This window comes from Syntrophotalea acetylenica, assembly GCF_001888165.1.
In the GTDB taxonomy this organism is placed as follows: Bacteria; Desulfobacterota; Desulfuromonadia; order Desulfuromonadales; family Syntrophotaleaceae; genus Syntrophotalea; species Syntrophotalea acetylenica.
Window position 1 is genome coordinate 2,936,434 of the sequence record NZ_CP015455.1, and the last position, 23,118, is coordinate 2,959,551.

21 protein-coding genes and 1 riboswitch are annotated in these 23,118 nt (G+C 59.3%); of the genes, 7 read left to right on the top strand and 14 right to left on the bottom strand.

Translation table 11 applies throughout. The features are described 5' to 3' along the window. Positions 1-104 precede the first annotated feature (104 nt). The 3 genes from A6070_RS13775 to A6070_RS13785 all read left to right on the top strand — a co-directional run bounded on the left by A6070_RS13775 (position 105) and on the right by A6070_RS13785 (position 3,592). On the top strand, positions 105-329 hold the full coding sequence (locus tag A6070_RS13775; RefSeq protein WP_072286306.1) for a MoaD/ThiS family protein: 225 nt from the start codon (positions 105-107) through the stop codon (positions 327-329). 58 nt (positions 330-387) lie between these two features. Next, positions 388-564: riboswitch (cobalamin riboswitch) on the top strand. A 136-nt stretch (positions 565-700) separates the two neighbouring features. Next, complete coding sequence (locus A6070_RS13780; RefSeq protein WP_072286307.1) at positions 701-2,635, top strand: TonB-dependent receptor plug domain-containing protein; 1,935 nt, start codon at positions 701-703, stop codon at positions 2,633-2,635. Between the two features lie 135 nt (positions 2,636-2,770). Further along, the gene (locus tag A6070_RS13785; RefSeq protein WP_072286308.1) at positions 2,771-3,592 is read left to right on the top strand and encodes an energy transducer TonB; all 822 of its coding nucleotides are present in this window, start codon (positions 2,771-2,773) and stop codon (positions 3,590-3,592) included. 59 nt (positions 3,593-3,651) lie between these two features. Here A6070_RS13785 and A6070_RS13790 read toward each other — a convergent pair whose 3' ends face one another. From A6070_RS13790 to A6070_RS13815, 6 genes are all read right to left on the bottom strand, one after another. Beyond that, on the bottom strand, positions 3,652-4,134 hold the full coding sequence (locus A6070_RS13790; RefSeq protein ID WP_072286309.1) for a Crp/Fnr family transcriptional regulator: 483 nt from the start codon (positions 4,132-4,134) through the stop codon (positions 3,652-3,654). A gap of 5 nt (positions 4,135-4,139) precedes the next feature. Next, on the bottom strand, positions 4,140-4,778 hold the full coding sequence (locus A6070_RS13795) for an MlaC/ttg2D family ABC transporter substrate-binding protein (RefSeq protein ID WP_072286310.1): 639 nt from the start codon (positions 4,776-4,778) through the stop codon (positions 4,140-4,142). A 26-nt stretch (positions 4,779-4,804) separates the two neighbouring features. Then, complete coding sequence (locus tag A6070_RS13800) at positions 4,805-5,662, bottom strand: MlaA family lipoprotein (protein ID WP_072286311.1); 858 nt, start codon at positions 5,660-5,662, stop codon at positions 4,805-4,807. A gap of 17 nt (positions 5,663-5,679) precedes the next feature. Next, positions 5,680-6,126 carry an outer membrane lipid asymmetry maintenance protein MlaD gene (mlaD, locus tag A6070_RS13805; protein WP_072286312.1) on the bottom strand — a complete coding sequence of 149 codons (447 nt, stop codon included), beginning with the start codon at positions 6,124-6,126 and terminating at the stop codon, positions 5,680-5,682. Further along, entirely contained in the window at positions 6,113-6,913 is an 801-nt protein-coding gene (locus A6070_RS13810; protein ID WP_072286313.1) for an ABC transporter ATP-binding protein, read from the bottom strand. Before A6070_RS13810 ends, mlaD begins: the two co-directional genes overlap by 14 nt. A gap of 84 nt (positions 6,914-6,997) precedes the next feature. Beyond that, positions 6,998-7,807, bottom strand: a complete 810-nt coding sequence (locus A6070_RS13815; protein ID WP_201257968.1) for an MlaE family ABC transporter permease — start codon at positions 7,805-7,807, stop codon at positions 6,998-7,000. Between the two features lie 412 nt (positions 7,808-8,219). On the opposite strand from A6070_RS13815, the gene A6070_RS13820 reads away from it, so the two are divergent. From A6070_RS13820 to A6070_RS13830, 3 genes are read left to right on the top strand one after another with little or no spacing between them, the layout of a single operon-like run. Continuing rightward, positions 8,220-8,891 (top strand): succinate dehydrogenase cytochrome b subunit, encoded by a 672-nt coding sequence (locus A6070_RS13820; protein WP_083558516.1) that lies wholly within the window; start codon positions 8,220-8,222, stop codon positions 8,889-8,891. A 10-nt stretch (positions 8,892-8,901) separates the two neighbouring features. Next, entirely contained in the window at positions 8,902-10,815 is a 1,914-nt protein-coding gene (locus A6070_RS13825; RefSeq protein ID WP_072286314.1) for a fumarate reductase/succinate dehydrogenase flavoprotein subunit, read from the top strand. Continuing rightward, on the top strand, positions 10,815-11,573 hold the full coding sequence (locus A6070_RS13830) for a succinate dehydrogenase/fumarate reductase iron-sulfur subunit (protein WP_072286315.1): 759 nt from the start codon (positions 10,815-10,817) through the stop codon (positions 11,571-11,573). The genes A6070_RS13825 and A6070_RS13830 overlap by 1 nt, the downstream gene beginning before the upstream one ends. 187 nt (positions 11,574-11,760) lie before the next feature. Here the strand turns inward: A6070_RS13830 and A6070_RS13835 are convergent, their stop codons facing one another. The 5 genes from A6070_RS13835 to A6070_RS13855 all read right to left on the bottom strand — a co-directional run bounded on the left by A6070_RS13835 (position 11,761) and on the right by A6070_RS13855 (position 19,017). Continuing rightward, a complete protein-coding gene (locus A6070_RS13835) occupies positions 11,761-13,983 on the bottom strand; it encodes a methyl-accepting chemotaxis protein (RefSeq protein WP_072286316.1) in 2,223 nt (740 codons plus the stop codon). Between the two features lie 329 nt (positions 13,984-14,312). Beyond that, positions 14,313-15,503 carry a hypothetical protein gene (locus tag A6070_RS13840; protein ID WP_072286317.1) on the bottom strand — a complete coding sequence of 397 codons (1,191 nt, stop codon included), beginning with the start codon at positions 15,501-15,503 and terminating at the stop codon, positions 14,313-14,315. Positions 15,504-15,514: 11 nt separating this feature from the next. After that, positions 15,515-16,357, bottom strand: coding sequence for an AAA family ATPase (locus A6070_RS13845; RefSeq protein ID WP_072286318.1), 843 nt, complete (start codon positions 16,355-16,357; stop codon positions 15,515-15,517). Between the two features lie 102 nt (positions 16,358-16,459). Continuing rightward, positions 16,460-17,080 (bottom strand): DUF2238 domain-containing protein, encoded by a 621-nt coding sequence (locus tag A6070_RS13850; protein ID WP_072286319.1) that lies wholly within the window; start codon positions 17,078-17,080, stop codon positions 16,460-16,462. Positions 17,081-17,139: 59 nt separating this feature from the next. After that, entirely contained in the window at positions 17,140-19,017 is a 1,878-nt protein-coding gene (locus tag A6070_RS13855; protein WP_072286320.1) for an ATP-binding cassette domain-containing protein, read from the bottom strand. A 209-nt stretch (positions 19,018-19,226) separates the two neighbouring features. Here A6070_RS13855 and A6070_RS13860 point away from each other — a divergent pair, with 209 nt between their 5' ends. After that, on the top strand, positions 19,227-19,760 hold the full coding sequence (locus tag A6070_RS13860) for a GDSL-type esterase/lipase family protein (RefSeq protein ID WP_201787905.1): 534 nt from the start codon (positions 19,227-19,229) through the stop codon (positions 19,758-19,760). A gap of 101 nt (positions 19,761-19,861) precedes the next feature. Here the strand turns inward: A6070_RS13860 and A6070_RS13865 are convergent, their stop codons facing one another. The 3 genes from A6070_RS13865 to A6070_RS13875 form a co-directional block, all read right to left on the bottom strand. Next, positions 19,862-20,521, bottom strand: a complete 660-nt coding sequence (locus A6070_RS13865) for a 4Fe-4S binding protein (protein WP_072286322.1) — start codon at positions 20,519-20,521, stop codon at positions 19,862-19,864. A 134-nt stretch (positions 20,522-20,655) separates the two neighbouring features. After that, a complete protein-coding gene (locus A6070_RS13870; RefSeq protein WP_072286323.1) occupies positions 20,656-21,714 on the bottom strand; it encodes an HAD family hydrolase in 1,059 nt (352 codons plus the stop codon). A gap of 52 nt (positions 21,715-21,766) precedes the next feature. Beyond that, entirely contained in the window at positions 21,767-23,035 is a 1,269-nt protein-coding gene (locus A6070_RS13875; RefSeq protein WP_072286324.1) for a B12-binding domain-containing radical SAM protein, read from the bottom strand. Positions 23,036-23,118: the final 83 nt, after the last annotated feature.

The following is a 23,118-nucleotide window of genomic DNA, read 5'->3' on the forward strand; positions in this document are numbered from 1 at the left end:
GCCTTTTTATGCAATGCCAGTGGGCACCTCGATGGGGTGCCCACTTTTTTTAACCGCCTTTTTCTGAAGACAAACCCTTTATTTCGACCATGAAAAGGTGCACCATGAAAATTACCGTCAAACTCTTCGCCGGCTTTCGCAACGACCGCTTCAAGGTAGCCGACCAGGATTATCCCGACGGCGCGACGGTCGGCGATATTCTCGGGGCCTTGAACATCGCCCTTCCCGAACTGGGCGTTGCCCTCATCAACGGCCGCCACGTTCTTCCCGAACATGTCATGGAAGACGGCCAGACCCTGTCGCTGTTCCCGAAAGTCGGAGGAGGTTAATTTTTTCTATAACCGCCTGATCTTCCTTTACAATTCGGTTCAATCACGCTATCTTTCATGAGTATACGTCTGACGGCGCCTTCGGGCCTAACAGGGAAGAGGGGTGCAAATCCCCCGCGGACCCGCCACTGTAAGCGAGGACGAAAGACCAATAAGCCACTGGCAACCTTTGCTGGGAAGGCGGTCTTGAGAACGATTCGCGAGCCAGTATACCTGCCGTTTCGGACACCCACATCATCTTCCCCGGGCCCTGGGAAGGTGGGCTGAAGCGGCCGTCGCTGATAGGCACATTCCATCTGTTCCGTGCTGATTTCAGAGGCCATGCTCCTCTTCGTGCTCACTCCAGCCTGGGCACAAAGAGGAGTTTTCTTATGCGCAAAATCCTGTCTTTGGCCCTGGTCGGTGTACTGATGCAACCCGTAATTGCATCCGCCTCCGACCTGACCACCCTCGAACCGGTTGTAGTCACCGCCACCAAGCTCGAAACACCACTGCGTGAAGTCGCCAGCTCCGTCACCGTTATCTCTGCCGAGGAAATCGAAAACAAACAGCCCAACACTGTCCTCGATGTCCTGCGCAGTGTTCCCGGCCTCGATGTCATACGTCAGGGCGGGCTGGGACAGCAGACCTCAATCTTCCTCAGGGGAAGCAACTCCATGCATACCCTGGTGCTGGTCGACGGCATAGAAATGAACGACCCTGCCAATCCCGGCCGGTCCTTCGATTTTTCAACCCTCGGCACCGATAATATCGAACGTATAGAAATCGTGCGCGGGCCAGGAAGCACCCTGTACGGATCGGATGCCCTTGGCGGTGTCATCAACATCATCACCCGCAAAGGCTCCGGGAAACCCAAAGTCAACCTGTTTGCCGAGTACGGCAGTTTTGAAACCCACGAGGAGAAGCTCTCGGTTTCCGGCGGCAACGAACTCGTCAACTACTCGCTGGTGGCCTCCTTCCTCGAATCCAACGGCATTTCCGCGGCCGCCAAACGTTACGGAAACCAGGAAAGAGACGGGTACGATCGAACTTCGGTTTCATCCCGGATCGGCCTTACTCCGACCGATAATTTCGATGTGGACTTTTTTCTGAGATACATCGACGCGGAAGCAGACCTCGACACCTTTGCCGGCCCCTTTGGAGATGACCCCAACAATACCTTTGATTCTGAATCGCTTTTTCTGCGACTGCAGGGGCGCTTGATGCTGCTGAACGACCGATGGGAGCAAAAACTCGGCTTTTCCTTGAGCGATTACGATCGTGAAAACCGCGATGACACCGACCCGGCTCACCCCTTCGACAGCAGCATGACGACCTATGACAGCCGACTCTACAAAGGTGACTGGCAGCACAACCTTTATCTGCACCCGACCAACACCTTGACCGTTGGACTCGAGTATGAAAAGGAAGAGGCCAGCGGCACATCCGTTTACATCTATGCCGATCCTCTCTGGAATACCAACGACAGATTCGACAAAGCCACCGCCGAAACCTACGGCTACTATATCCAGGATGAAATCAGGCTCTGGCGGGATTTCATCACCACCGCAGGACTGCGTGTCGATGATCACGAAGAATTCGGCGCACGCATGACCTACCGAATCACCAGCAGCTACCTGTTTCGTCCGACCGGAACCCGCATCAAAGGCACTTTCGGTACCGCCTTCAAGGCTCCGACTCTTGCCCAGCTTTATGAAAACTCCACCTACGTTCTGGGCAACCCCGATCTGGCCCCGGAAAAGAGTCGGGGCTGGGATATTGGCCTTGAGCAGCAACTGTGGAACGACAGGGTCCTTTTGAGCGCAACCTATTTTGAAAACCACTTCGAGGACCTCATCAACACCTTTTACAGCATGACGAGTTTCAAATATGAATATGAAAACATCGATGAAGCCCAAACCAAGGGGCTCGAATTGACGGCATCGGTGCGTCCCGTCGACGACCTGACGCTTTCCGCCAGCTACACCTACACCGATACGGAAAACCGCAACACAGGCGAGCAACTTCTCCGTCGCCCAAGGCATAAATACAACCTCAACGTCAACTATCGTTTCCTTGATCGCGGCAATGCCAATCTCGATATATTCTATTTCGGTGAGCGGGACGATCTTGACCTGTACAACTGGAGTCAGACCAAAACACTTGCCGGGTACACGGTGGTCAACCTCGCTCTTTCCTATGAGGTCAACCCGCACCTGCGCATTCATGGCCGGGTGGAAAATCTCTTTGACGAGGATTATGAGGAAACAAACGGATTCGGATCACCCGGCATAGCCGGCTATGCCGGTGCCAGCATTACGTTTTAAACTGTAAGCGAGAGAATTAAGGCCTTGGAACCACGAAAACAGGCCGGGTTTGAAGCAACGGCCTTCCGGCAAAACCACCTGCCGGGAGGCCGTGATAAAGCCCGGAAACATCGAAAAGGGAGGAGCCGGACAATCATGCCTGCATCGCATGAATCCTTCATACTGTGGCTCATCCTGTCCATGGGCATTCACGCCGCGACCTTGACTCTCTGGCCCATGCCGCCATCCTGGAAAGTTGGTCACAACACCCATCTGGTCGTTGATCTTCGCTCGTCGGGATCCGGCACCTTGCACGGGCAGGCAGGGAGCAGTGAATTGCCCGCCGCCGATAAGCCTTCGCCCAGAATGTCGCCTGCCGCGCCGAAAGCTCCCATCCAAAGCGAAAAAACACGAGTCATCAAACCAGTCGCCGCTCCCGCCAAAAAGGCTGTATCCCGCCGACAAGCTCCAGCGCCTTCGGCTGTTACCACCCCATCCTCCTCATCCATGGCTTCCGCAATCCCGGCAGCATCCGCAGCCGGTGCAAACGCGGATACCGGCAGCAATGCATCAAGCGAACAGGACGCAGGTGCCGCCGGATCGTCTTTAGTGGGGGGAGAGCCGGGCCAGGCAGGCGGCTTTGGTGTTGGCAGCAACGGTCATGGCGAAGCCGGCGTCAAGGCAAAAAAAGGTGTCACCCGCGCCACGCCGCTGGGCTACGGCGACAACCCCGCCATGCCCTACCCGCGCACCGCTCGCCGCCGGGGCTGGCAGGGTGAGGTGCTGCTGCGCGTCTCCGTATCGGAAAACGGGCAGGTACTGTCGGCGAGGGTCGAAAAATCCTCGGGATACGGAATCCTCGACGACACGGCCCTGCAGCAGGTATCCAACTGGCGGTTTCGCCCCGCCCAGCGCAATGGCATACCACGGCAGGATACAGTGATCGTCCCCGTCCACTTCCAGCTGCACGCTCCCTGATAGCGGACGCAAAAAAGCCGGACCTCAGGCCCGGCTTTTTTGCAAAAAGACTCACGAACTCAAAAGATGGAGGCCAGACGTTCATAGGATTTTTTCAGGCGACTGGCGAGGGCCAGCAGGATGACGCGGTATAGTTTCATCCCCAGGCCGGGGCACTCGGCAAGGAGTCTTTCGAAGGCATCGTTGGCAATCTGCGCCAGACGGACATCTTCAAGAGCGACAACACTGACGGCCCTCGGGCTCTGATTCATGAAAGACAATTCCCCGACAACCGCCTCCGGTCCAAATACGGCGACAACCACCTGCTTGCCCGGAAACTCGGTATCTTTCTTGGCTTCGAGATGACCGGAAAGAACCAGCACCAGGTAATTTCCCGGCTGTCCCTCCACCCATAAAGTCTCACCTGCGGAGAGCCTGCGCTCCTTGACAAAAGGAAGCAGGCAGCCTATCTCCTCTTCGGAAAAAATATGCAGGTCCTTCAGGCTCCCACGCACGTCTTCCGACAAGCCTTCCGCCATGCTGGCGTCCGCATCAACGTTCACGCCGGTTACGCTCCCTGTTTCGGGGAAGGGACCTTTTGGGCAGTATTGCCCGCCTGCAATTCACGGACTTTATTTTCAAGCCGTTTGAGCAGGGCGTCAAACCCTTCCTGGCGGATAATTTCGTTATAGCTGCTGCGATAGTTGCTGACCAGGCTCACTTCCTCGACGATCACATCGTATACCAGCCATTGGCCGCCTTTGAGTCGCACGCGATAGCTGACCGGTATCTCCTTGCTGGATATAACGAGGGTATCCACCTGCCCCCGCGTCCCGCGCACCTGCTCACCGACGTATTCGACCCGCTCGTCCTGATAGGTGTAATTGCGGATCCGTCCGCGATAGGTATCTTCAAGCAACTGGGAAAACAGCTCGATAAAACGCGCCCGCTGCCTGGGGCTCGCGTTTCTCCAGTGGATACCCAGGGTCCGCTGGGACATGGCTTCGAAATCGAACTTGGAGCGCACCAGAACTTCCACCCGGTCGAGAATGGCCTCCTGGGACAGTTCCTTGTTGCGCAGCACTGAAATAATCTGGTCGAGGGTGGCCCGTAGCTGTTCCGTCGGCCCGGGGACAGCCAGGATCGGCGTCACCCACACACACATTGCAAGCATCAGCGCACACAGCGTGCCAAGCCTGGTTTTCATAACCGTTCTCCTTGTTTCATTGCGCTTTATTTTTTGATTTTGCCGTCACGGTACTGCTCGTAAGCGTTGCGGACGTACAGATAGGTATCCAAAGCCTCCTGCTTGACGCTCTCGTAGGTATCCTTGTCGAGCGAAAGATCTGTTTCTTTCTCAAGCCCTGTCAAACCGAGGCGTTCGGCAGGTTTCATTTCGACATAATGCAAAGGATCCATGAAAAAGTCTCCGACCATGCCTACCGTATCCCGGGCATTGGAAGGCCCCAGAACCGGCCAGACGATGTAGAATCCGGAACCGACACCATAACGGCCGAACGTCTGCCCCAGATCCTCGTCCTTGCGATCCAGATCGAACCACGCCTTGGCCGGATCGAACAGCCCGCCGATGCCCAGGGTTGAATTGATCACCAGGCGTCCCAGTTCGGAACCGGCATCGGCCAACTTGAACTGCAACAGCGCATTGGCGAAACGCACCGGCGTGCCGAGATTGGAAAAAAAATTGGAGACCGACTTGCGCGCCGGTTCGGGAACCACGCGGTAGCCGCGGGCGATCGGCTTGAACAGGTAGAAATACAGCTTGTCGTTCAGCCAGAACATGCCGCGGTTGAAAGGCTCGATAGGATCGGCAATGTGCAGTGTTTCGATATCGCCGTTGGTGAAGTCCTCTTCATCCACAAAATCCTCATCGGCTGCCTCTCCCTGCGGTTCCCCCGCAGTCTGACCGGGAACAGTCTCCGCTGCACCGGCATCGGCTGCAGACACAACAGCCTCTGCCACGGCAGGGGATTCGACAACCGCGGCGGCCCGATCTTCGGCGGCTCCAACCTTACCGGCAGGAAATACACCCACGAGCGTGGCGAACAGCACCAGAATCACATAGTGTCGCATGATATTGCCTCCCCGCGCTATTTTTTCTCGAAAATATACTTACTTACCAGTTTTTCGATACTGACGGCGGACTCGGTTTCGACAATCTCCCCGCCGGGCTGAATATAATCATCGAGCCCTCCCGGCGACACCTCGACATACTTGTCCCCGATGATGCCGGTGGTGCGAATGGAGGCAATGGCGTCCTCCTGAAGCTTTACATCGGCATCGATAGCCAGGCTGATCAGCGCCTCGTAACTTTCAGGATCAAGGGCAATATCGGTGACGGTGCCGATCTTGACGCCGGCCAACTCGACAATCGCGCCCTCCTTGAGTCCGGAAACCGATCCGAACCGGGCACTGACCGGGTAGGTCTTTTCACTGAAAAGCGCGACATCGCCCAGCTTTACGGAAAGATAGGCAAAACAGATGAACCCGGCCACCAGGAAAACGCCGACAGCCATCTCAACGTTAAACCTCTTCATAAAAAAACCTTTCCTCCCTTTCACTGGAATAAATCGGCCCCATGGTTTCCTCGACAAAGGCCTTGATGACGGGGTGGTCGGAAAGCTGAAACTGCTCCGGCGACATGTTGCCGAGAATCTGGCCTTCGTGAATCAGGGCGACATAATCAGCCAACTTGAAAATTTTCGGAACATCATGGCTGACGATTACGGCCGTATATTTCAGCTTTGCCTGGGTTTTGTGGAACAGCCTGTAGATTTCGTTGCTTTTGCTGACATCCAGACCAGTGGTGGGTTCGTCAAAAAACACGATGCGCGGCTGCATGACCAGGGCCCGCGCCAGACCAACGCGTTTTTTCATGCCCCCGCTGAGCTGGGCGGGAAACTTGGGACCCATATCCGCCAGATCCATAAGCGCAAGCTTTTCTTCAACGTTGTCTCGAATCGCGTCTTCGGACAAGTCGGTGCGTTCCCGCAACGGCAGCGCCACATTGTCGTACACCGTCATGGAATCGAACAGCGCCACGTTCTGAAACAGGACGCCGAAATCCTTGCGAACCACTTTCATCTGCCTCTTGGACATGTCCGCGAGGTTCTGGCCGTACACCAGAACCTTGCCCCTGTCCGGCCGGAGCAGCCCCAGCATGTGCTTAAGAATGACGCTTTTGCCCTGCCCGCTGGGACCGACGATGACCGTTGTGGTCCCTTCGCGCACCGTCAGATTTACTTTTCTGAGAACCTGCTGGCGGCCAAAGGCGCGTTCCACATCGATCAGTTCGATGGCGATTCTGGTTTTTTCCTGAGTCATGAAGCCGTCCCTGCTATTTATGGACAAACCGGCACGCTGAACAAGCTCGCATCTGGTCTTTGACGGAAATCCGTGCCGGAAGGATTACAGCATGATGGCGCTGAGAAGATAATCCCAGACCAGGATAGCGACCGAAGACAGGACAACCGCATCGGTCGTAACCCGGCTTACCCCTTCGGCACCGAAGCCGCCGGAACGCTCCAGATGGAGGAAATATCCCTTGGCGGCCCCGATCCATATAATCAGCAGTCCGAAAACCAGGGACTTGACCAGCCCCATTTCGACATCGTTCCAGACCACGCTGGCATACATCTGCTGAAAATACGCGCCCTTGTTGACCCCCAACATGGTGACGCCGACCAGATAGCCACCGACGATGCCGGCCATGTCGAAAATAGCCGTGAGCAGCGGCATGGACAGAATGCCCGCGATAAACTTGGGCGCCATCAGGTACTTGTAGGGATCGATGGCCATGCATTCGAGAGCATCGATCTGCTCCGAATTGCGCATGATCCCGACCTCGGCGCAGATTGCCGACCCGGCGCGGCCGACCACCATGAGCGCCGCGACAACCGGACCGAGCTCACGAATCAGGCTCAGAGCCACCGCGGCGCCGAGCAGTCCTTCGGAACCGAACTTGCGCAGCGTGTAATAGCCCTGCAAAGCCAGCACCATGCCGGTAAAAGCCCCGGTAAAAAGAATGACGAAGGTGGACCGGGAGCCGATAAAATGCATTTGCCGAACGACGGGGTTGAGCTTGTATGGAGGCCGCACCGCGCTTGCCAGGCAGGCGCCGAGGAAAATCCCCATGCGACCGGCCTGCTCAAGACAGGAAAGAAAGTCGCCGCCCAGTTTTTGAAAAAATCGTCCAGCAATATGGACTATCCACATCATACCGGCAACATCTCCTTAAAACAACGGTCCGGACACCCAAACCGAAAAACGGCGCCTGGCCTGCGCAAGGGCGCTCCTCCGAACCAGTTTTTTTTCATTATATCTGGTTATTTTTTCTTTAAGCTCGACATGGTAGCATAACTTTCTCAAAAAATACATGATCTTTAGAAAACCGCCGCCTGGTGACGGCGTGCGGATCGATCAGCCGGCAGCAGGTCCGGCAACCCGCACACGGATATTTTTTTTGCAATTTCCCCCCACGCTGAGTAGTATACACGCTGCCTTAGCTGTGCCGCGTCGCATCCGGGGAATGTGATCGAGGCGGTCAGACAAGACCATCCGAACCCGAAACCAGAACCCTTAAACCGCTGAATCACTCCATTGAACCAGCATCCAGAGGAATATCCGCACCATGCCTTTGAACGACATGATTCGTAGTGCCGTAGGGCGCAAATTGTTCATGGCCGCCACCGGCGTAGCCCTGCTTGGCTTCGTGGCGGCCCACCTGCTTGGCAACCTTACCATCTATCTCGGCCCGGAAGGAATCAATACATACGCCGAGCACCTTCACGCGGTCGGCATGCTTTTATGGGTATTCCGCGCCGGTCTGCTGATCGCTTTCGGCCTGCATGTCGCTTTCGGAATCGTTCTCACCCTGGAGAACCGGCGAGCCAGGCCGATCACCTACAAGCGGAAAAATCATCAGCGCAGCAGCATGGCAGGACGGACCATGATTTACAGCGGCGCGCTGCTGGGGATCTTTGTCGGCTTCCACCTGCTGCATTTCACCTTTCACGCCATCGGTCCACCCATTGAAGTGCTCAACAGCGGCCTGCCGAACGTATTTCTCATGATCGTGGAAAACTTCCGCCATTTCGGCTTCGCCCTTGCCTATATCATCGCCATGGCAGCCCTTTTCTTCCATCTCAGTCATGGCTTCGCCAGTCTGTTTCAGACCGCCGGCCTCAACAACGACGCGACCCTGCCCTGGCTGCAGCGACTGAGCTATGTCGTGGCGGCCTTGATTGCAGCCGGCTTCGCGTCCATTCCGGTCCTGATTTATTCAGGCCTCGTCATAAAGTAGGGAGTTTACTGTGATACTCGACGGCAAATGTCCAACCGGGCCCCTGGCGAACAAATGGGACAAGCACCGCCAGGACCTTAAACTGGTCAATCCGGCCAACAAACGCAAATACAGGGTTATCGTCGTCGGCACCGGCCTCGCCGGGGCCTCCGCCGCCGCCACCCTCGGTGAACTCGGCTACCGCGTCGACGCGTTCTGCTATCAGGACAGCCCCCGCCGCGCCCACTCCATCGCTGCCCAGGGCGGCATCAACGCGGCTAAAAACTATCAGAACGATGGCGACAGCATTTTTCGCCTGTTTTTCGATACCATCAAGGGGGGCGACTTCCGCGCCCGCGAAGCGAACGTCTACCGCCTGGCCCAGATCAGCAACGCCATCATCGACCAATGTGTGGCCCAGGGCGTGCCCTTCGCCCGCGATTATGCCGGCTATCTGGAGAACCGCTCCTTCGGCGGCGCGCAGGTATCCCGCACCTTCTTCGCCCGCGGCCAGACCGGCCAGCAGTTGCTGCTCGGCGCCTATCAGGCCCTGTCACGGCAAGTGGCCGCCGGCACGGTCAGGATCTTTCCACGCACGGAAATGCTCGACCTGGTGCTGGTGGACGGCCAGGCCAAAGGCATCACGGTACGGGACCTGGTCTCCGGTGAAATCCGTTGCCATGCCGCCGATGCCGTCATTCTCGCCACCGGCGGCTATGTGAATGTCTTCAATTTGTCGACCAACGCTATGGGATGCAGCGTCACCGCCACCTGGCGCGCCTACAAAAAGGGAGCGTTTTTCGCCAACCCCTGTTTTACCCAGATCCATCCGACCTGCATACCGGTCACCGGCGACCACCAGTCCAAACTGACCCTGATGTCCGAATCACTGCGCAACGACGGGCGTATCTGGGTACCGAAAAAGGCCGGGGACGAGCGCCAGCCCCGGGACATCCCCGAAAGCGAGCGCGATTACTATCTGGAACGCAAGTATCCAAGCTTCGGCAACCTTGCGCCGCGCGACATCGCGTCGCGGGCCGCCAAGGAAGTCTGTGACGCCGGCTTCGGGGTCGGTCCGGGCAGGCGCGGCGTCTATCTTGATTTTGGCGACGCCATCGCACGCCTTGACGAGGACACCATTCGTGCACGCTACGGGAACCTGTTCGACATGTATGAGCGCATCACCGACGAGAATGCCTACCAGCAACCGATGCGCATCTATCCCGCGCCGCACTACAGCATGGGAGGACTGTGGGTCGACTACAACCTGCAGAGCAATATCGAGGGACTGTTCGTCCTCGGCGAGGCCAACTTCTCCGACCATGGCGCCAACCGCCTTGGCGCCAGCGCCCTGATGCAGGGTCTGGCCGATGGCTACTTCATTGTCCCCTATACCATCGCCGACTATCTGGCGCGTACGGATCCCAACCAGGCCGACACGTCCCATAAAGCGTTCCGACAGTCCCACGAGGAAACGACCCAACTGACCGAAAAGCTGCTTGCCATCGGCGGCAGCCGAACGGTCGGCGCATTCCACCGCGAACTTGGTCATATCATGTGGGAGAACGTCGGCATGGCACGCAGCGCCGCCAGCCTGAAGGACGCCCTGCAGGCCATTCCCGAACTGCGCGAGGAATTCTGGCAGGATGTCCGCATCCCCGGCAGCGGTCAGCAACTCAACCAGGAACTCGAAAAAGCGGGCCGCGTCGCGGACTTCCTCGAATTCGGCGAACTGCTGGCCCGGGACGCCCTGCATCGGGAAGAGTCCTGTGGCGGTCATTTCCGCGTCGAGCACCAGACCAGTGACGGCGAAGCACTGCGCAACGATACCGATTTCGCCTATGTGGCCGCCTGGCAGTACCAGGGAGAAGGCCGCATCCCCGAACTGCACAAGGAAACGCTGACGTTTGAAAACGTGGAACTGGCTGTAAGGAGTTATAAATAATGGACCTGACACTGCACGTATGGCGGCAGAAAGGCCCCGAGGACAAAGGATATCTGGCCACCTACAAGGCCACCGACGTCAGCGCGGACATGTCCTTTCTGGAGATGCTGGATGTGGTCAACGAAGGGCTGATCAAACAGGGCATCGAACCGATCGCTTTTGACCACGATTGCCGGGAAGGCATCTGTGGCACCTGTTCCCAGGTCATCAATGGCGACGCCCATGGCCCCCAGGCCAGAACCACCGTCTGCCAGCTGCACATGCGCCAATTCAAGGATGGTGACGAAATCTACATCGAGCCCTGGCGGTCACGGGCCTTTCCGATCATCAGAGACCTGGTTGTCGACCGCAGCGCCATGGACCGCCTGATGCAGGCCGGAGGTTACGTTTCGGTAAGCACCGGCGGCGTGCCCGACGCCAACGCCATACTGATCCCCAAACAAGACGCCGATACGGCCATGGATGCCGCCGAATGCATCGGCTGCGGTGCCTGCGTGGCTGCCTGCCCCAACGGTTCGGCGATGCTGTTCGTAGCCGCCAAGGTCGGGCAACTGGCCAGGCTTCCCCAAGGCAGGGCCGAAGCGGCCCACCGCGTATGTGGCATGACCGAGGCCATGCTCAAGGAAGGATTCGGCAACTGCAGCAACCATTACGACTGCGAGGCCGCCTGCCCCAAGGGCATCAGCGTCAAATTCATCGCCCAGCTCAACCGGGAATACGCCCTGGCTCTGCCCCGGCTGCGCAAGGAAGAAAAATAACCGGGGCCTTTCCGCAGATAAGAGACATAACAAAAGCCGCTTTCGATCGAAGCGGCTTTTGTTATGCAAAAAAAACAAAAAATCCCGCCTCGCATGGCAACCGGAGTCGCTGGACAAGGCGGGCATTGCTGCATGTCTGCGGACAGGCCCGGCCGGGCCTGTCCGCTTCGAGCATAGAGCTTTTGAATCAGGCTTCGGGGAGCGCCAGCTGGGAGCGTTCCGCCGCCAGGCGCCGGGAAGTCGACGAGCTGCGGCCCTTGAGGCTGAAGCGGTGCAGCAATTGCTGCAGCTGCATGGCCTGGCCGGAAAGTTCCTCGGCAGCGGCGGCGCTTTCCTCGGCATTTGCGGTATTCTGCTGGGTCACACCATCGATCTGGTTCAGTCCCTGATTGACCTGGGCAAAGCCCTGGGCCTGTTCGTTGGAAGCCATGGCAATTTCACCAACCAGGTCGGACACCTTGGTCGCCCCGCCAACGATCTCCTTGAGAGCGCCGGCGGTCTTGTCCGCGATGTCGGTACCGTTGCGGGTCTTGCCCACCGAGTTCTCGATCAGTTCGGCGGTCTCCTTGGCGGCGGTGGCGCTGCGTGCCGCCAGGGTCCGGACCTCCTCGGCGACCACCGCGAAACCTTTACCGTGCTGTCCGGCGCGGGCGGCCTCGACGGCAGCGTTCAGAGCCAGCAGGTTGGTCTGGAAAGCGATCTCGTCGATAACCTTGATGATCTTGGAGATATCTTCGCTGGACGCGTTGATTTCCCGCATGGCTGCAAGCATTTCCTCCATCAGCCGCGCGCCGTCCGCGGCGCCCTGGCGGGCGTTGTTGGCCAGGCTGTTGGCCTGTTCGGCGTTGTCGGCATTGAGCTTGGTCTGCGACGCCATCTGCGTCATGGAGGCATTGATTTCCTCCATGGAGGCAGCGGCTTCGGTAGCGCTCTGCGACAGGGACTGGCTGGCGTCGGCCACCTGACCGGAACCCGAGGCGATCTGCTCGCCGGCCGCCTGCACCTGTGTCAGAACATCGTTGAGGTTATCGGTCATGGTGCGCAGGGCGCGACCGAGCTGATCCCTGTCGGAAGCCAGCTTGACCTCGACATCGAGATTGCCTGCAGCGATTTCCTCGGCGATCTTGGCCGCCCCTTCGAGACTGTCGGCCATTCCATTCAGCGCAACGGCCAGCTGGCCGACCTCGTCCTGCTGATTGAGGCTGAGACGCTGGGAGAAATCCCCGGCACGGATGGTATCGGCCAGTTCCGCCGCGCGGCGGATGGGACGCGCGATGCCACCGGCAGCCAGCCACAGCAGGAACACCGCCAGGCCCACCACGCCTGCCCCGACGATCACCTGCCAGAAAGCGCTGCTGCGGCCACGATCGCTGAGCTGGTTGTTGAGCGCCATGGCCTCGGCCAGCACGATTTTCTCCGGCACCTGAATCATCACCGACCAGGGCTTGCCGGTGTTGCCCAGGACAATCGGTGAAATCGCCTCGATCATGCCGTTGTCGGCATTGCTGCGCACCATGGCTTCACCGCCCTGAATGGATTTGAAGACAGCTTCCCAGCCCTCGGCCATAACCTGATTGAAGTGGCCGCCGATCATATCGGGGTTTTCGCTCTGCGCAACCAGCAGACCATTATCGGCGATAATGGACACCTGCCCCTCGCCGCCGAACAGTTCCTTGTCCACCTCGGTAGCGATTCTCTGCACAAAATCCAGATTGTAGTCAGCCCCGGCGACGCCGATAAACCTGCCGTCGACCATGATGGGCACCGACATGGTGGCCAGCCACACCTGTTTGCCCTGAACGATGTAGGGCAGAGGACCAAGCACGCTTTCCAGGTTTTTCTCCCGCGGGATGATGTACCAGCCGCCTTTGAGCACACCATTGGGGTGCTTGTCATAGGTATCGTATTCCACCAGGGGCTGCACGGCGATGTTGCCTTTGTCGTCCCGGGTCCAATACGGGGTGAATCGGCCCGTCACCGGATTGTTGCCGTCCCGGTCGACGCGAAAATCGCCGTCGCGCCCATCAATGGCGTTCGGCTCCCAGCAGGAATAGGTGCCATTGAAACCCTTGTTGGCCTTCAGCACGTGCAGCAGTACGGCGTTGAGCTGGTCACGGCCGATCTGCAGATTGCCCGAGCCTTGCTTGCTGACCTCGAAGGTATTGGCCATGGTGCGGGCGGCATCCAGCGCCAGTTCCAGCTGGCCCCGGATCTCACCGGCCTGCTCCCCGGCGAGATTCTGCATGTTCTGCATGCTGGTTTCCTTGAGCAGGCTGGAGACCTGCGTGGAAACCATGTTCTGCGTGTTTCTGGCGGCGAACAGTCCATACACCACCAGCACCACGACAGCCGACAACAGGCAGAGGCCGGCAATCATGGCAATTTTCAACTGTACCGACTTGAATTGCATAAAAACTGTCCCTTTCCTTGTTTCCCAGACTGCGATGCATGATGACCTGCGATAAAAACAGACGGGCGTATTTGGGGCCCACGGTCGGACATACGCAAGCCCGGTGCCGTATACGGTTTATCCGGGACTTTTTCTTTCTGAACCGTGCAAAGATCAGGAATTTCATTAAAAAAAAGGCGACAGCATCCATCCCGCAGGCGCTGGCGCCGTGCCGGAACAGCGGATCTCGCGTCAGGAGTGTGACATTCCCTGACCGGCGCCACACTCTTGTGGCGGGTGGCGGGCCGCACTTTTTTATGAGGTCGACGCAACGCCGGCGGGTCGGGAAATCAGAGGCACATCAGGTGGGAAACAGCCTTCTCCAGGCCGTCCAGGCTCAGGCTGAACATGGGAAAAATCTGTCGGATCAGGCCTATGGTCTGCCCGTAGGGCCACAGGGACGGACTCAAGGGATTCAGCCATACGGCGTGGCGGTAGGTTTTGGCAAGCAACCGCAGTCGCTCGATGCCGGCCTGGCGGCTGATGCGGCGCACCGTCAGGCCAGGACCGGCATGCAACAGTTCCTCGGGGGCCATGCTGGCATCGCCGACAATGATCACACGGCTCTGGGGATCGCGGGCCAGAAGCTGCTCGAAGGGAACCGGCGCGTGCATCCGCCCGGGATCGTTCCAGACCCGTTCGTGGATCGTATTGTGAAAGTAATGGATATCAAGATGCCGGAACTGATCCCGCGCATGGTTAAAAAGAATCTGCACCGTCGGCACGTGGGTTTCCATGGACCAGCCGCCATTGTCGATAAGCAGGATCACCTTCAGGCGGTCGGCAAGCCGCCGATCGAAAACCAGCTCGATTTCGCCGCCGTTGCGCATGGTCTCATAGATGGTTTTGTCGATGCTCAGGGCATCGCGAGGCCCCTCCGGCATCAGGTGCCGCAGGCGCTGCAGCGCTTCGCCAACCTGTGCCCGGGTCAGGGGAGCGCCTCGCGAATAGTCCCGATAGCGGCGTTCCAGAGCCACCTGCATGGCGGATCGATTGCGGGAGATGCCGCCGATACGCATGCCGCCGGGACGTTGCCCCGAATGACCCACTGGCGACACGCCGCCGGTGCCAATCCATTTGCGGCCGCCATGGTGTTCATCTTTCTGATCTTCGAGGCGGTCGCGCAGGTACTGTTCCAACGCCTCGGGGCTGAGACGCTCCGCCTGTTCGGCGCCCGGTTGCGCCACCTGATCAGGCTTTTTGGGGTTCTTCAGCCACTTTTCAATACGCAGGCGGATCTGCTCGTCGATGTCGGCGGGTGACGCGTCACTCTGGTCTGCACCCCCGAAATATGCCGCAAACATCCTGTCGTAAGTATCAAAATCCCGTTCGCTTTTGATTAGCAGGGTTCTGGCCACCACATACAAATCATCCAGCGAAGCGATCAGTCCCATGTTCAGAGCGCGCTGCAGGCGCAGAAATGCGGTCGGAGTCACCGGAATGCCGGCATCGTGCAGGGCATGGAAAAACGGTCTGAACACCAGTCCCCCTGTCAGGCCGAAACCAGCGTCTGCGCCGCACGCAAATCGGCACTCTTTTTAAACAGGATGCCGAGATAGGGCAGCGCCCCCCTGTCCAGGGACGAAGCATCGATGTCAGGATCCGCCAGCATGGCACGCAGCCAGTTCAGCAATTCGCGGGTGGCCGGTTTTTTCTCCACCCCCTCGACATCGCGCAGGCGGTAGAATGCGGCAAGGCAGCTTTCCAGCAGACTCCGGTCGAGATCGGGGAAATGCACCGCGACGATGCGCTTCATCATCTCTGCGTCGGGAAAGGCGATGTGATGAAAATTGCAACGGCCGAGAAACGGGTCCGAAAGATCCTTCTTGGAATTGGAGGTAATGATCACCACCGGCCGGTGACGGGCCGTGACAGTCTTGTCGATCTCCATGATATCGAACTGCATCTGGTCCAGCACATCGAGCATGTCATCCTGGAAATCGGTATCGGCCTTGTCGATTTCGTCGATAAGCAGCACCACCCGCCGCTCGGCGGTGAAGGCCTGGCCGATCTTGCCCATGCGGATGTAATCCTCGATGCAGCTGACATCGCGGCTGGAATCGGAGAAACGGCTGTCGTTAAGGCGCGTCAGGGTATCGTACTGATACAGCGCCTCGACCAACTTCATGCTCGATTTGACGTTGAGCACGATCAGCGGCATATCCAGGCTCTCGGCGATGGCGTGGGCCAGGCGGGTCTTGCCGGTCCCGGGCTCGCCCTTGAGCAACAGCGGCAATTCGAGAGCTATCGACACGTTGACGATTTTGGCCAGTTCATCGTCGAGCACATAATGCGAAGCGCCATTGAAAGCGTTCAGAGAAGGGGTTGTATTCATCTGCAGACTCCTTGGTGAAAACGATCGCGACTCGCTGCTGGCATCGTAACAGGTGGCAGAGCCCTGACTGTCAGCACATGGACAGTGACCCGTAGCGATGACTCAGGGGGTTTCATCCGCGCGCCGGTCAAAACGCAGCCGCGCCAGTTGCCGCCAGTGCCGGATCGCAAACAGGCCGATGGCGGCAACCGCTCCCAGGGTATCAGCCAGCATGTCCTTCTGCGCGTCCCAGATATCCCCCTGGGATCCAAGCACCGCAATGCCGGCGTCCGGGTCGGCATGCACCGCGTATTGCCACTCGAACAGTTCATAGCCGGCTGCCACCGTCACGATAAAAAAAACCGGGAACAGCAGCAGAACCCCGCGCGAGGCCACCAGACGCCGGCGCAACAGCAGTTCGGCGCAGGGATAGGCATAAAATCCGACGGTGAAATGGGCCATGCGGTCGTAATGGTTGCGCTGAAAGCCGAACCATTGCGTCACCCAGTCGAAAGGCACACGCTCAAAGGTGAAATGCCCGCCGATGGTGTGCAGAAAGATAAGGCACGCCATCAGCAGGTATGCGAGATCGGAAAACCGGTATTTCCGGAAGGTCGCCGCCAGCAACACTACAATAGCCACGATCGGGAGGTTCTCGGCCAGCCAGACGCCGCGATCATAAGGCGCAATCCCCAGCACCGCAAACAGCAGCAGGTACAAACCCAGCAAAACCGCAGGCACCATCACTTTCTCCCTTGACAATATCCGGTCACGCCCGTTTCCCCTGCGCGATGCCGTCGGCCTCATTCCGCCAGCGACTCCAACTCTTCCCAGCGGGCAAAACAGGCCGTCAGTTCGGCATCGAGCCGCGTCATGCGTTCTCGCAGCAGCGGCACCGCATCGCCCTGCTCCTTGTAGAAAGCTGGATCGGCGAGTTTCTCATGCAGGCCTGCCTGTTCGGTCTCAAGCGCTTCGATGCGCGCCGGCAAAGCCTCCAACTCGTGCCGCTCCTTGAAACTCAGTTTGCGGGGACGGCAGCGTTCCGGCTTACCTTTGGCCACTTTCGCCGGCACCGGCTCCGGGTCCGGCAGCGGTCTTTGCCGCAACCAGTCCTGGTAGCCGCCGACATAATCGACAAACCGGCCTTCGCCTTCCCAAACCAGGGTGCCGGTCACCACCCTGTCGAGAAACGCCCGGTCATGGCTGACCAGCAGTACCGTACCGGCGAAGTCGGCCAGCAACTCCTCCAGCAGCTCCAGGGTTTCCAGATCGAGATCGTTGGTCGGCTCGTCGAGTACCAGCACATTGGCCTCGCGGGTGAACAGCTTGGCCAGCAGCAGGCGATGGCGCTCGCCGCCGGAGAGAATGCGCACCGGTGTGCGGGCGCGATCCGGGGTAAAAAGAAAATCCTGCAGATAGCCGTAGACATGCCGGGGTTTGCCGCCCACCAGCACCGTATCCTGGTCGCCGGACAGATTCTGCTGCACCGTGGCATCGGGATCGAGCTGCTCGCGCAACTGATCGAAATAGAGAATTTCCAGATTGGTGCCAAGGCGTACCTGCCCCTGCTGGGGCTCCATCTGGCCGAGAATCAGTTTCAGCAGGGTCGACTTGCCGGCGCCGTTGGGACCGATGATGCCGATGCGATCACCCCGCAGGATGGTCGTGGTCAGATCCCGGATCACCGGGTTGTCACCGTAGCCGAAACAGACCCCTTCCAGCTCGGCCACCAGTTTGCCGCTGCGCGCGGCTTCCTGCAGCTGCAACCGCGCCTTGCCGGTACGGTCGCGCCGCTGCCGGCGCTCCTCGCGCATACGCTGCAGATCGCGCACACGCCCCATATTGCGGGTGCGTCGTGCCTTGATTCCCTGGCGGATCCACACCTCTTCCTGTGCCAGCTTGCGGTCGAAACGCTGCCACTGTTGATCTTCGGCATGCAGAGCCTCTTCCCGACGGCGCAAAAAGGTCTCGTAATCGCAGGCGAAATCAAACAGCCTTCCGCGATCGAGCTCGACGGTGCGGGTCGCCAGCGCCTTGAGAAACTCGCGATCATGCGTTACAAACACAAGCGTCAGGGAGGACCGCTTCAAAAAGCTTTCAAGCCAGTCGATGGTATCGATGTCCAGGTGGTTGGTCGGTTCATCCAGCAGCAGCATATCCGGCTCCCCCACCAGCGCGCGCGCCAGCAGCACGCGCCGTTTGACACCGCCGGAAAGTTCGGCAACAGGCACTTCGCCATCGAGATGCAGATGCGACAGAACCTGCCCCACCAGCTGTTCCAGCGGCCAGGCGCCCGATGTCTCCAGAGCCTGCTGGGAATGAAGCAGATCCGCCAGTCGGCTCTCGTCCCCGTCACGCACCTGCCGGGCCAGGCGGTGATAGTTCAGCAGCTCCCGTCCCGCGGCGCCAAGTCCGCACAGCACTTCCTCATAAACGGTTCCGGTCAAATCGGCGGGAACATCCTGCGGCAGTGTGGCAATCCGCACGCCCTGGCGACAGATCACGCCGCCGCTGTCCGGTTGCAGTTCTCCTGCAATCAGCCGCAACAGGGTCGATTTGCCGCAGCCGTTGCGGCCCAGCAGACCGATGCGGTCACCGCTCTCGATGTGTAGATTGACATCCTCGAACAGTGCCGGCCCGCCAAAAGCGAGACACACATTCTGCAAACTCAACAAAGCCATGCAAACACTCTCTTCTATCCGGAACTATTGCGCTCCGCTTATGCATCAATTTTTCAGCCAGGGCGATTATGGCAGATCCGGCGGGTTTAGAAAAGCCCCACAGGCGAGCAGCGGCGCAGCCAGCTTGACAAAATACGCCGTGCACCCGATAAACTTGAGAGAAGACCGTGATGCCGGGCAGGCCGCCCGGGCCGAAGAGGGAGAAAGAGATGCCGCACCGCAACCGCAAAACCCTTGGTACGATCCTTTTACTGACGACGGTACTGTGTATCATGGCAGCAAATACGGCTTGCCGCGACCGGACGCCCCGTCTGCAACCGTTGCCGGCCGATGCGTTGATTCTCGCCTTCGGCGACAGCCTGACAGCCGGCAACGGTGCCCCGAGGCAGGCAAGCTATCCCTCAAGGCTACAGGAACTGACCGGCTGGCGCACGGTCAACGCCGGTGTTCCGGGGGAAATCAGTGCCGAAGGGGCAAAGCGCCTGCCCGGCCTGCTGCGGCGCCACCGTCCCGACCTGGTAGTGCTGTGCCACGGCGGCAACGACCTGTTGCGCCGCATCGCCAAACAGACAACCTCCGGCCATCTTGCCGCCATGATCGACATGATCCGCCGCAGCGGAGCCCAGGTAGTGATGCTCGCCGTGCCGCAACCGGGCATCCGCCTGCGCCCCCCGACTTTTATCGCAATATCGCAGAACGTTACCGGATACCGCTGGAAGAGGAGGCGTTGCCCGCAATTCTGAGCGACAACACCCTTAAAAGCGACCCCATTCACCCCAATGCCGAGGGCTACCGACGGCTTGCCGAAGCGGTCGCCACCCTGCTTGCGACCAGCGGTGCCTGATCACGGCCCCGGAGGCGCAATCGCCCGGGTGGGGCAGACACGCGCGCATTCGCCGCACTTCAGGCAATCGCGGTCACCGATAATGCCACGAGCCTTGTCCCTGACGACGGGCAAGGACAACGGGCAGGACTTTTGGCAGGCCCCGCACCCGACACAGGCCGCCGCATCCAGACGCCACCGTTCGCGGTGACCGCCGACCGCCATCTGCAGGGTTCCGATGGGGCACATGGCACACCAGGCACGCGGCCTGAACACCAGGGCAAGCGGCACGCCGATGAGGGTCGTCAACAGGCACATCTCCCAGAAAACATGTCCCCAGTGCAGCGGGTCGCCGGCCGCGGCACCGATGCGCCAGACCATGTAGCCGATCATGGTGACCGAAACCAGAGGCCGCCATTTGATGCTGCGCAGAAACGGCGGAATCGGACGCCGGCCGCCGATCAGCCGCAGCCAGCTGTCGAAAAAAGCCCCCCGCGGGCAAAGATGACCGCAGAACCAGCGGCCACGGAAAAACCCCGTGACAATGGCGGAAACCATGACTGCCGGCACGATAAATCCCAATAACGGATATTTCCACCCCAAAGCCAGAACCAGGGGCACGACAAGACCCAGAGCCCATTTATAAGGGGCTCGCAGGGCGGATGAAGCGGCGTTACGCATCAGGACACTCCTTTTAATATTTTTAAATCATGATATTCGGATTTAAATATGTCGTCAAGCCCAAAAATTCCTCGGCCAGACAAGGCCCCCGAGCCGCCCTCTGATTTGGAGCTTCGCATTGCCGGTGGCGACCGCTATTTTTCTGGCTCCCAATAGGCAGCGCCGGCTTCGCCGGTAGCGAAAACCTGCAAAAAGTCCCGTTTCATGCTGATGTCCACGATATCGTCTCCTGCCAGATCCCGGCATAGGCCGGCCTCCCCGTTGCCCTGGCATGATATCGTCTTGCCTGCCGCGCCATAGGCGTATTCGCGTTCGGCATCGTCATGATGCAACAGCAGTCGCAAGGTCGCTGGATAGGGTGCGGCATGGGTGGCGGCAAGCATGGCGCAATCGCCGTCGCTGTTGCCGATGGCCAGGATCGGATACTGACCGATGCGGTAGACAATGTTAAGAGCCTTGCCGCGACGCAGGTTGACAGGCTCCAGTTCCCGTGCCAGGCGATAGTAAACCGGCTTGCCGGATGCAAAATCGACATCCAGGGCCACCAGGGTACCGATGAAGCGGACCGGCGGCAGTGCCGCCAGTTCCGGCTGTTCGGCACACAACAGGCGCACCAGGGTCTGATCCGAGCCGGAAAGCACGTAGACAATAAAATCGTGGCGCAAAAGATAGTCGACCAGCTGCAGCATGGGACGGTAGAAAAGCTCGCGATAGGGAAGATCAAACCGGGGATGGCGCTGGTCCCGCACCAGTGTCTGAAGCCTGGCGCGAAATGCCTGTTCCTCGAATCCGGCACCGGACAGACCGAAGAACAGTTCGAAATGATCACGCCGCATGCGCTTCAATCCGTCCTGGCGGGCGGCATCGAAAGGCTGACGGCCCTGCAGCTGCGGCGCGGCGGCAGCCTCCCTGAGCAGGGTCTCAGCAATCAGCATGCCCAGCGGCAGCGGTCGCTCGCACACCAGTGTCCCGTCCAAATCGATGGTGACAATACGGTCCTGCGGCGGCACATACGCAGCATCCTCCGGATCGGTTACCTTGCGCACAAACCCGGTGATGGCCTGCCTGGCCGTACCGTCACGCCACAAAAACAGGCTATCGCAGCTCACGACCTGCCTGGCACAACCCAGGGCGGGCTGCAAAATGATCAGCCCTGCCAGCCATATCCACACAAAAAATTTACCGTTCACCATTCCTCCGCAGAGCATGATCGCAAAGAATTCTCGCCGCTTTGGTGCTGTTTCATCAGGACCAGTGCGGCCGGTCCGCCATCCATTCGGCGACAATTTCCGGCAGCCATGTCGCCAACCCGGGAGCCAGATAAAAAGCAGGACGCAGCAGATCGCTGGCGGCGGTTATGATGCCGTCCCGCAGGGCCATGGCCGCCAGCTGGGTGCCGGGGTAGATACGCAGGCCGACGGTCATCTTGAGCGCATCACAATCCAGGTGGTCGGCAAAGCGCAGGCTTTCCATGACGGTCTCCCGGGTCTCCGCGGGCCCCCCCAGCAACAGAAATCCCAGGCGTCTGATACCATGGCCCCGCAGTCGGCGCGAGACCGTATCGACATCCTCGGGGCAAAAGCGTTTGTGCATGGCCTCCAGAACCGCACGGGAGCCGCTCTCGAAACCGAGACTGACCTCCGTGCAGCCGGCTGCGGCCATGGACCGCACCAGCTTTGTGCTGACACGCCAGGGATAGACGATGGCCTTCCATTCGAAGCGCAGACCGGATGCCTGAAAAGCCTCGCACAACGCCAAAGCGTAACTCTCCGGCAGATTGAAGGTATTGTCGACAAAAAAAATCCGTCGATAGCCGCGATCCAGATACTCATGCAGACTACTGACGACCTGCGCGACCGGACGGCGACGCAAGGCGCGTCCCTCGATGGCAGCGGTGGCGCAGTAGCTGCAGTCCATGGCGCAGCCGCGCCGGGTCTGAAACGGCACCCACAAATCGGCGGACAGGCCTGGCGGAGGCAACAGCAGATCCTTCCCCGGACGCGGTATCTGCCTTGTGGACAAATCCGGGGATGTGTCGGAAATCAAAACCTCACGCGCCGGCAGTCTTCCGCGCAGCCCGGAAGGGCTTTGCCGAGGCTGCAGGCGCTGAAGAAGTTCCACGAAGGAAGCCTCCCCCTCCCCGCAGATACCATAATCGGCACGCAAATAATCGAGGGCGCGCTGACCGAAGACACTGAAACCGGCTCCGCCAACAATGACGGGAGCCCGGCTGTAACGATGGCAGAGCGCGACGGCCTGCCGGGCGCTCTCCAGAAAGAAAACCGGCCGTTCAAGGCTCTGGTTATCGACATTGCGCACCGACAGACCAATGGCGTCGGGTTTCAGGCGGGACAGCAGGGCGGGAAGACGCAATCCCAGCTCGCCGGACCGCAGACTGACCTGCCACACCGCGTAACCGGCGCGACGCACGGCAGCCGCCACACAGGCCATCCCCAACGGCGGCACCAAAGGCCCGGGCGCCGCATCCTGGATGTGCATCAGCAAAATTTTCATTTCGCTTCCCTCGCGCAACTCCGTCCCCCTGCCATTTCGCACGGGCGGAGCGGACAATAAGCGGCTACATCATAAACCAGATG

What these genes read in the sequence shown, in the direction of transcription:
- A6070_RS13795 (WP_072286310.1), bottom strand. Translation starts at nt 4,778, where the DNA reads ATGAAAACCAGGCTTGGCACGCTGTGTGCGCTGATGCTTGCAATGTGT.
- A6070_RS13870 (WP_072286323.1), bottom strand. Translation starts at nt 21,714, where the DNA reads ATGGTGAACGGTAAATTTTTTGTGTGGATATGGCTGGCAGGGCTGATC.
- A6070_RS13830 (WP_072286315.1), top strand. Translation starts at nt 10,815, where the DNA reads ATGGACCTGACACTGCACGTATGGCGGCAGAAAGGCCCCGAGGACAAA.
- A6070_RS13820 (WP_083558516.1), top strand. Translation starts at nt 8,220, where the DNA reads ATGCCTTTGAACGACATGATTCGTAGTGCCGTAGGGCGCAAATTGTTC.
- A6070_RS13865 (WP_072286322.1), bottom strand. Translation starts at nt 20,521, where the DNA reads ATGCGTAACGCCGCTTCATCCGCCCTGCGAGCCCCTTATAAATGGGCT.
- A6070_RS13860 (WP_201787905.1), top strand. Translation starts at nt 19,227, where the DNA reads ATGCCGCACCGCAACCGCAAAACCCTTGGTACGATCCTTTTACTGACG.
- A6070_RS13785 (WP_072286308.1), top strand. Translation starts at nt 2,771, where the DNA reads ATGCCTGCATCGCATGAATCCTTCATACTGTGGCTCATCCTGTCCATG.
- A6070_RS13810 (WP_072286313.1), bottom strand. Translation starts at nt 6,913, where the DNA reads ATGACTCAGGAAAAAACCAGAATCGCCATCGAACTGATCGATGTGGAA.
- A6070_RS13855 (WP_072286320.1), bottom strand. Translation starts at nt 19,017, where the DNA reads ATGGCTTTGTTGAGTTTGCAGAATGTGTGTCTCGCTTTTGGCGGGCCG.
- A6070_RS13850 (WP_072286319.1), bottom strand. Translation starts at nt 17,080, where the DNA reads ATGGTGCCTGCGGTTTTGCTGGGTTTGTACCTGCTGCTGTTTGCGGTG.
- A6070_RS13815 (WP_201257968.1), bottom strand. Translation starts at nt 7,807, where the DNA reads ATGATGTGGATAGTCCATATTGCTGGACGATTTTTTCAAAAACTGGGC.
- A6070_RS13780 (WP_072286307.1), top strand. Translation starts at nt 701, where the DNA reads ATGCGCAAAATCCTGTCTTTGGCCCTGGTCGGTGTACTGATGCAACCC.
- A6070_RS13775 (WP_072286306.1), top strand. Translation starts at nt 105, where the DNA reads ATGAAAATTACCGTCAAACTCTTCGCCGGCTTTCGCAACGACCGCTTC.
- mlaD (WP_072286312.1), bottom strand. Translation starts at nt 6,126, where the DNA reads ATGAAGAGGTTTAACGTTGAGATGGCTGTCGGCGTTTTCCTGGTGGCC.
- A6070_RS13800 (WP_072286311.1), bottom strand. Translation starts at nt 5,662, where the DNA reads ATGCGACACTATGTGATTCTGGTGCTGTTCGCCACGCTCGTGGGTGTA.
- A6070_RS13875 (WP_072286324.1), bottom strand. Translation starts at nt 23,035, where the DNA reads ATGAAAATTTTGCTGATGCACATCCAGGATGCGGCGCCCGGGCCTTTG.
- A6070_RS13845 (WP_072286318.1), bottom strand. Translation starts at nt 16,357, where the DNA reads ATGAATACAACCCCTTCTCTGAACGCTTTCAATGGCGCTTCGCATTAT.
- A6070_RS13835 (WP_072286316.1), bottom strand. Translation starts at nt 13,983, where the DNA reads ATGCAATTCAAGTCGGTACAGTTGAAAATTGCCATGATTGCCGGCCTC.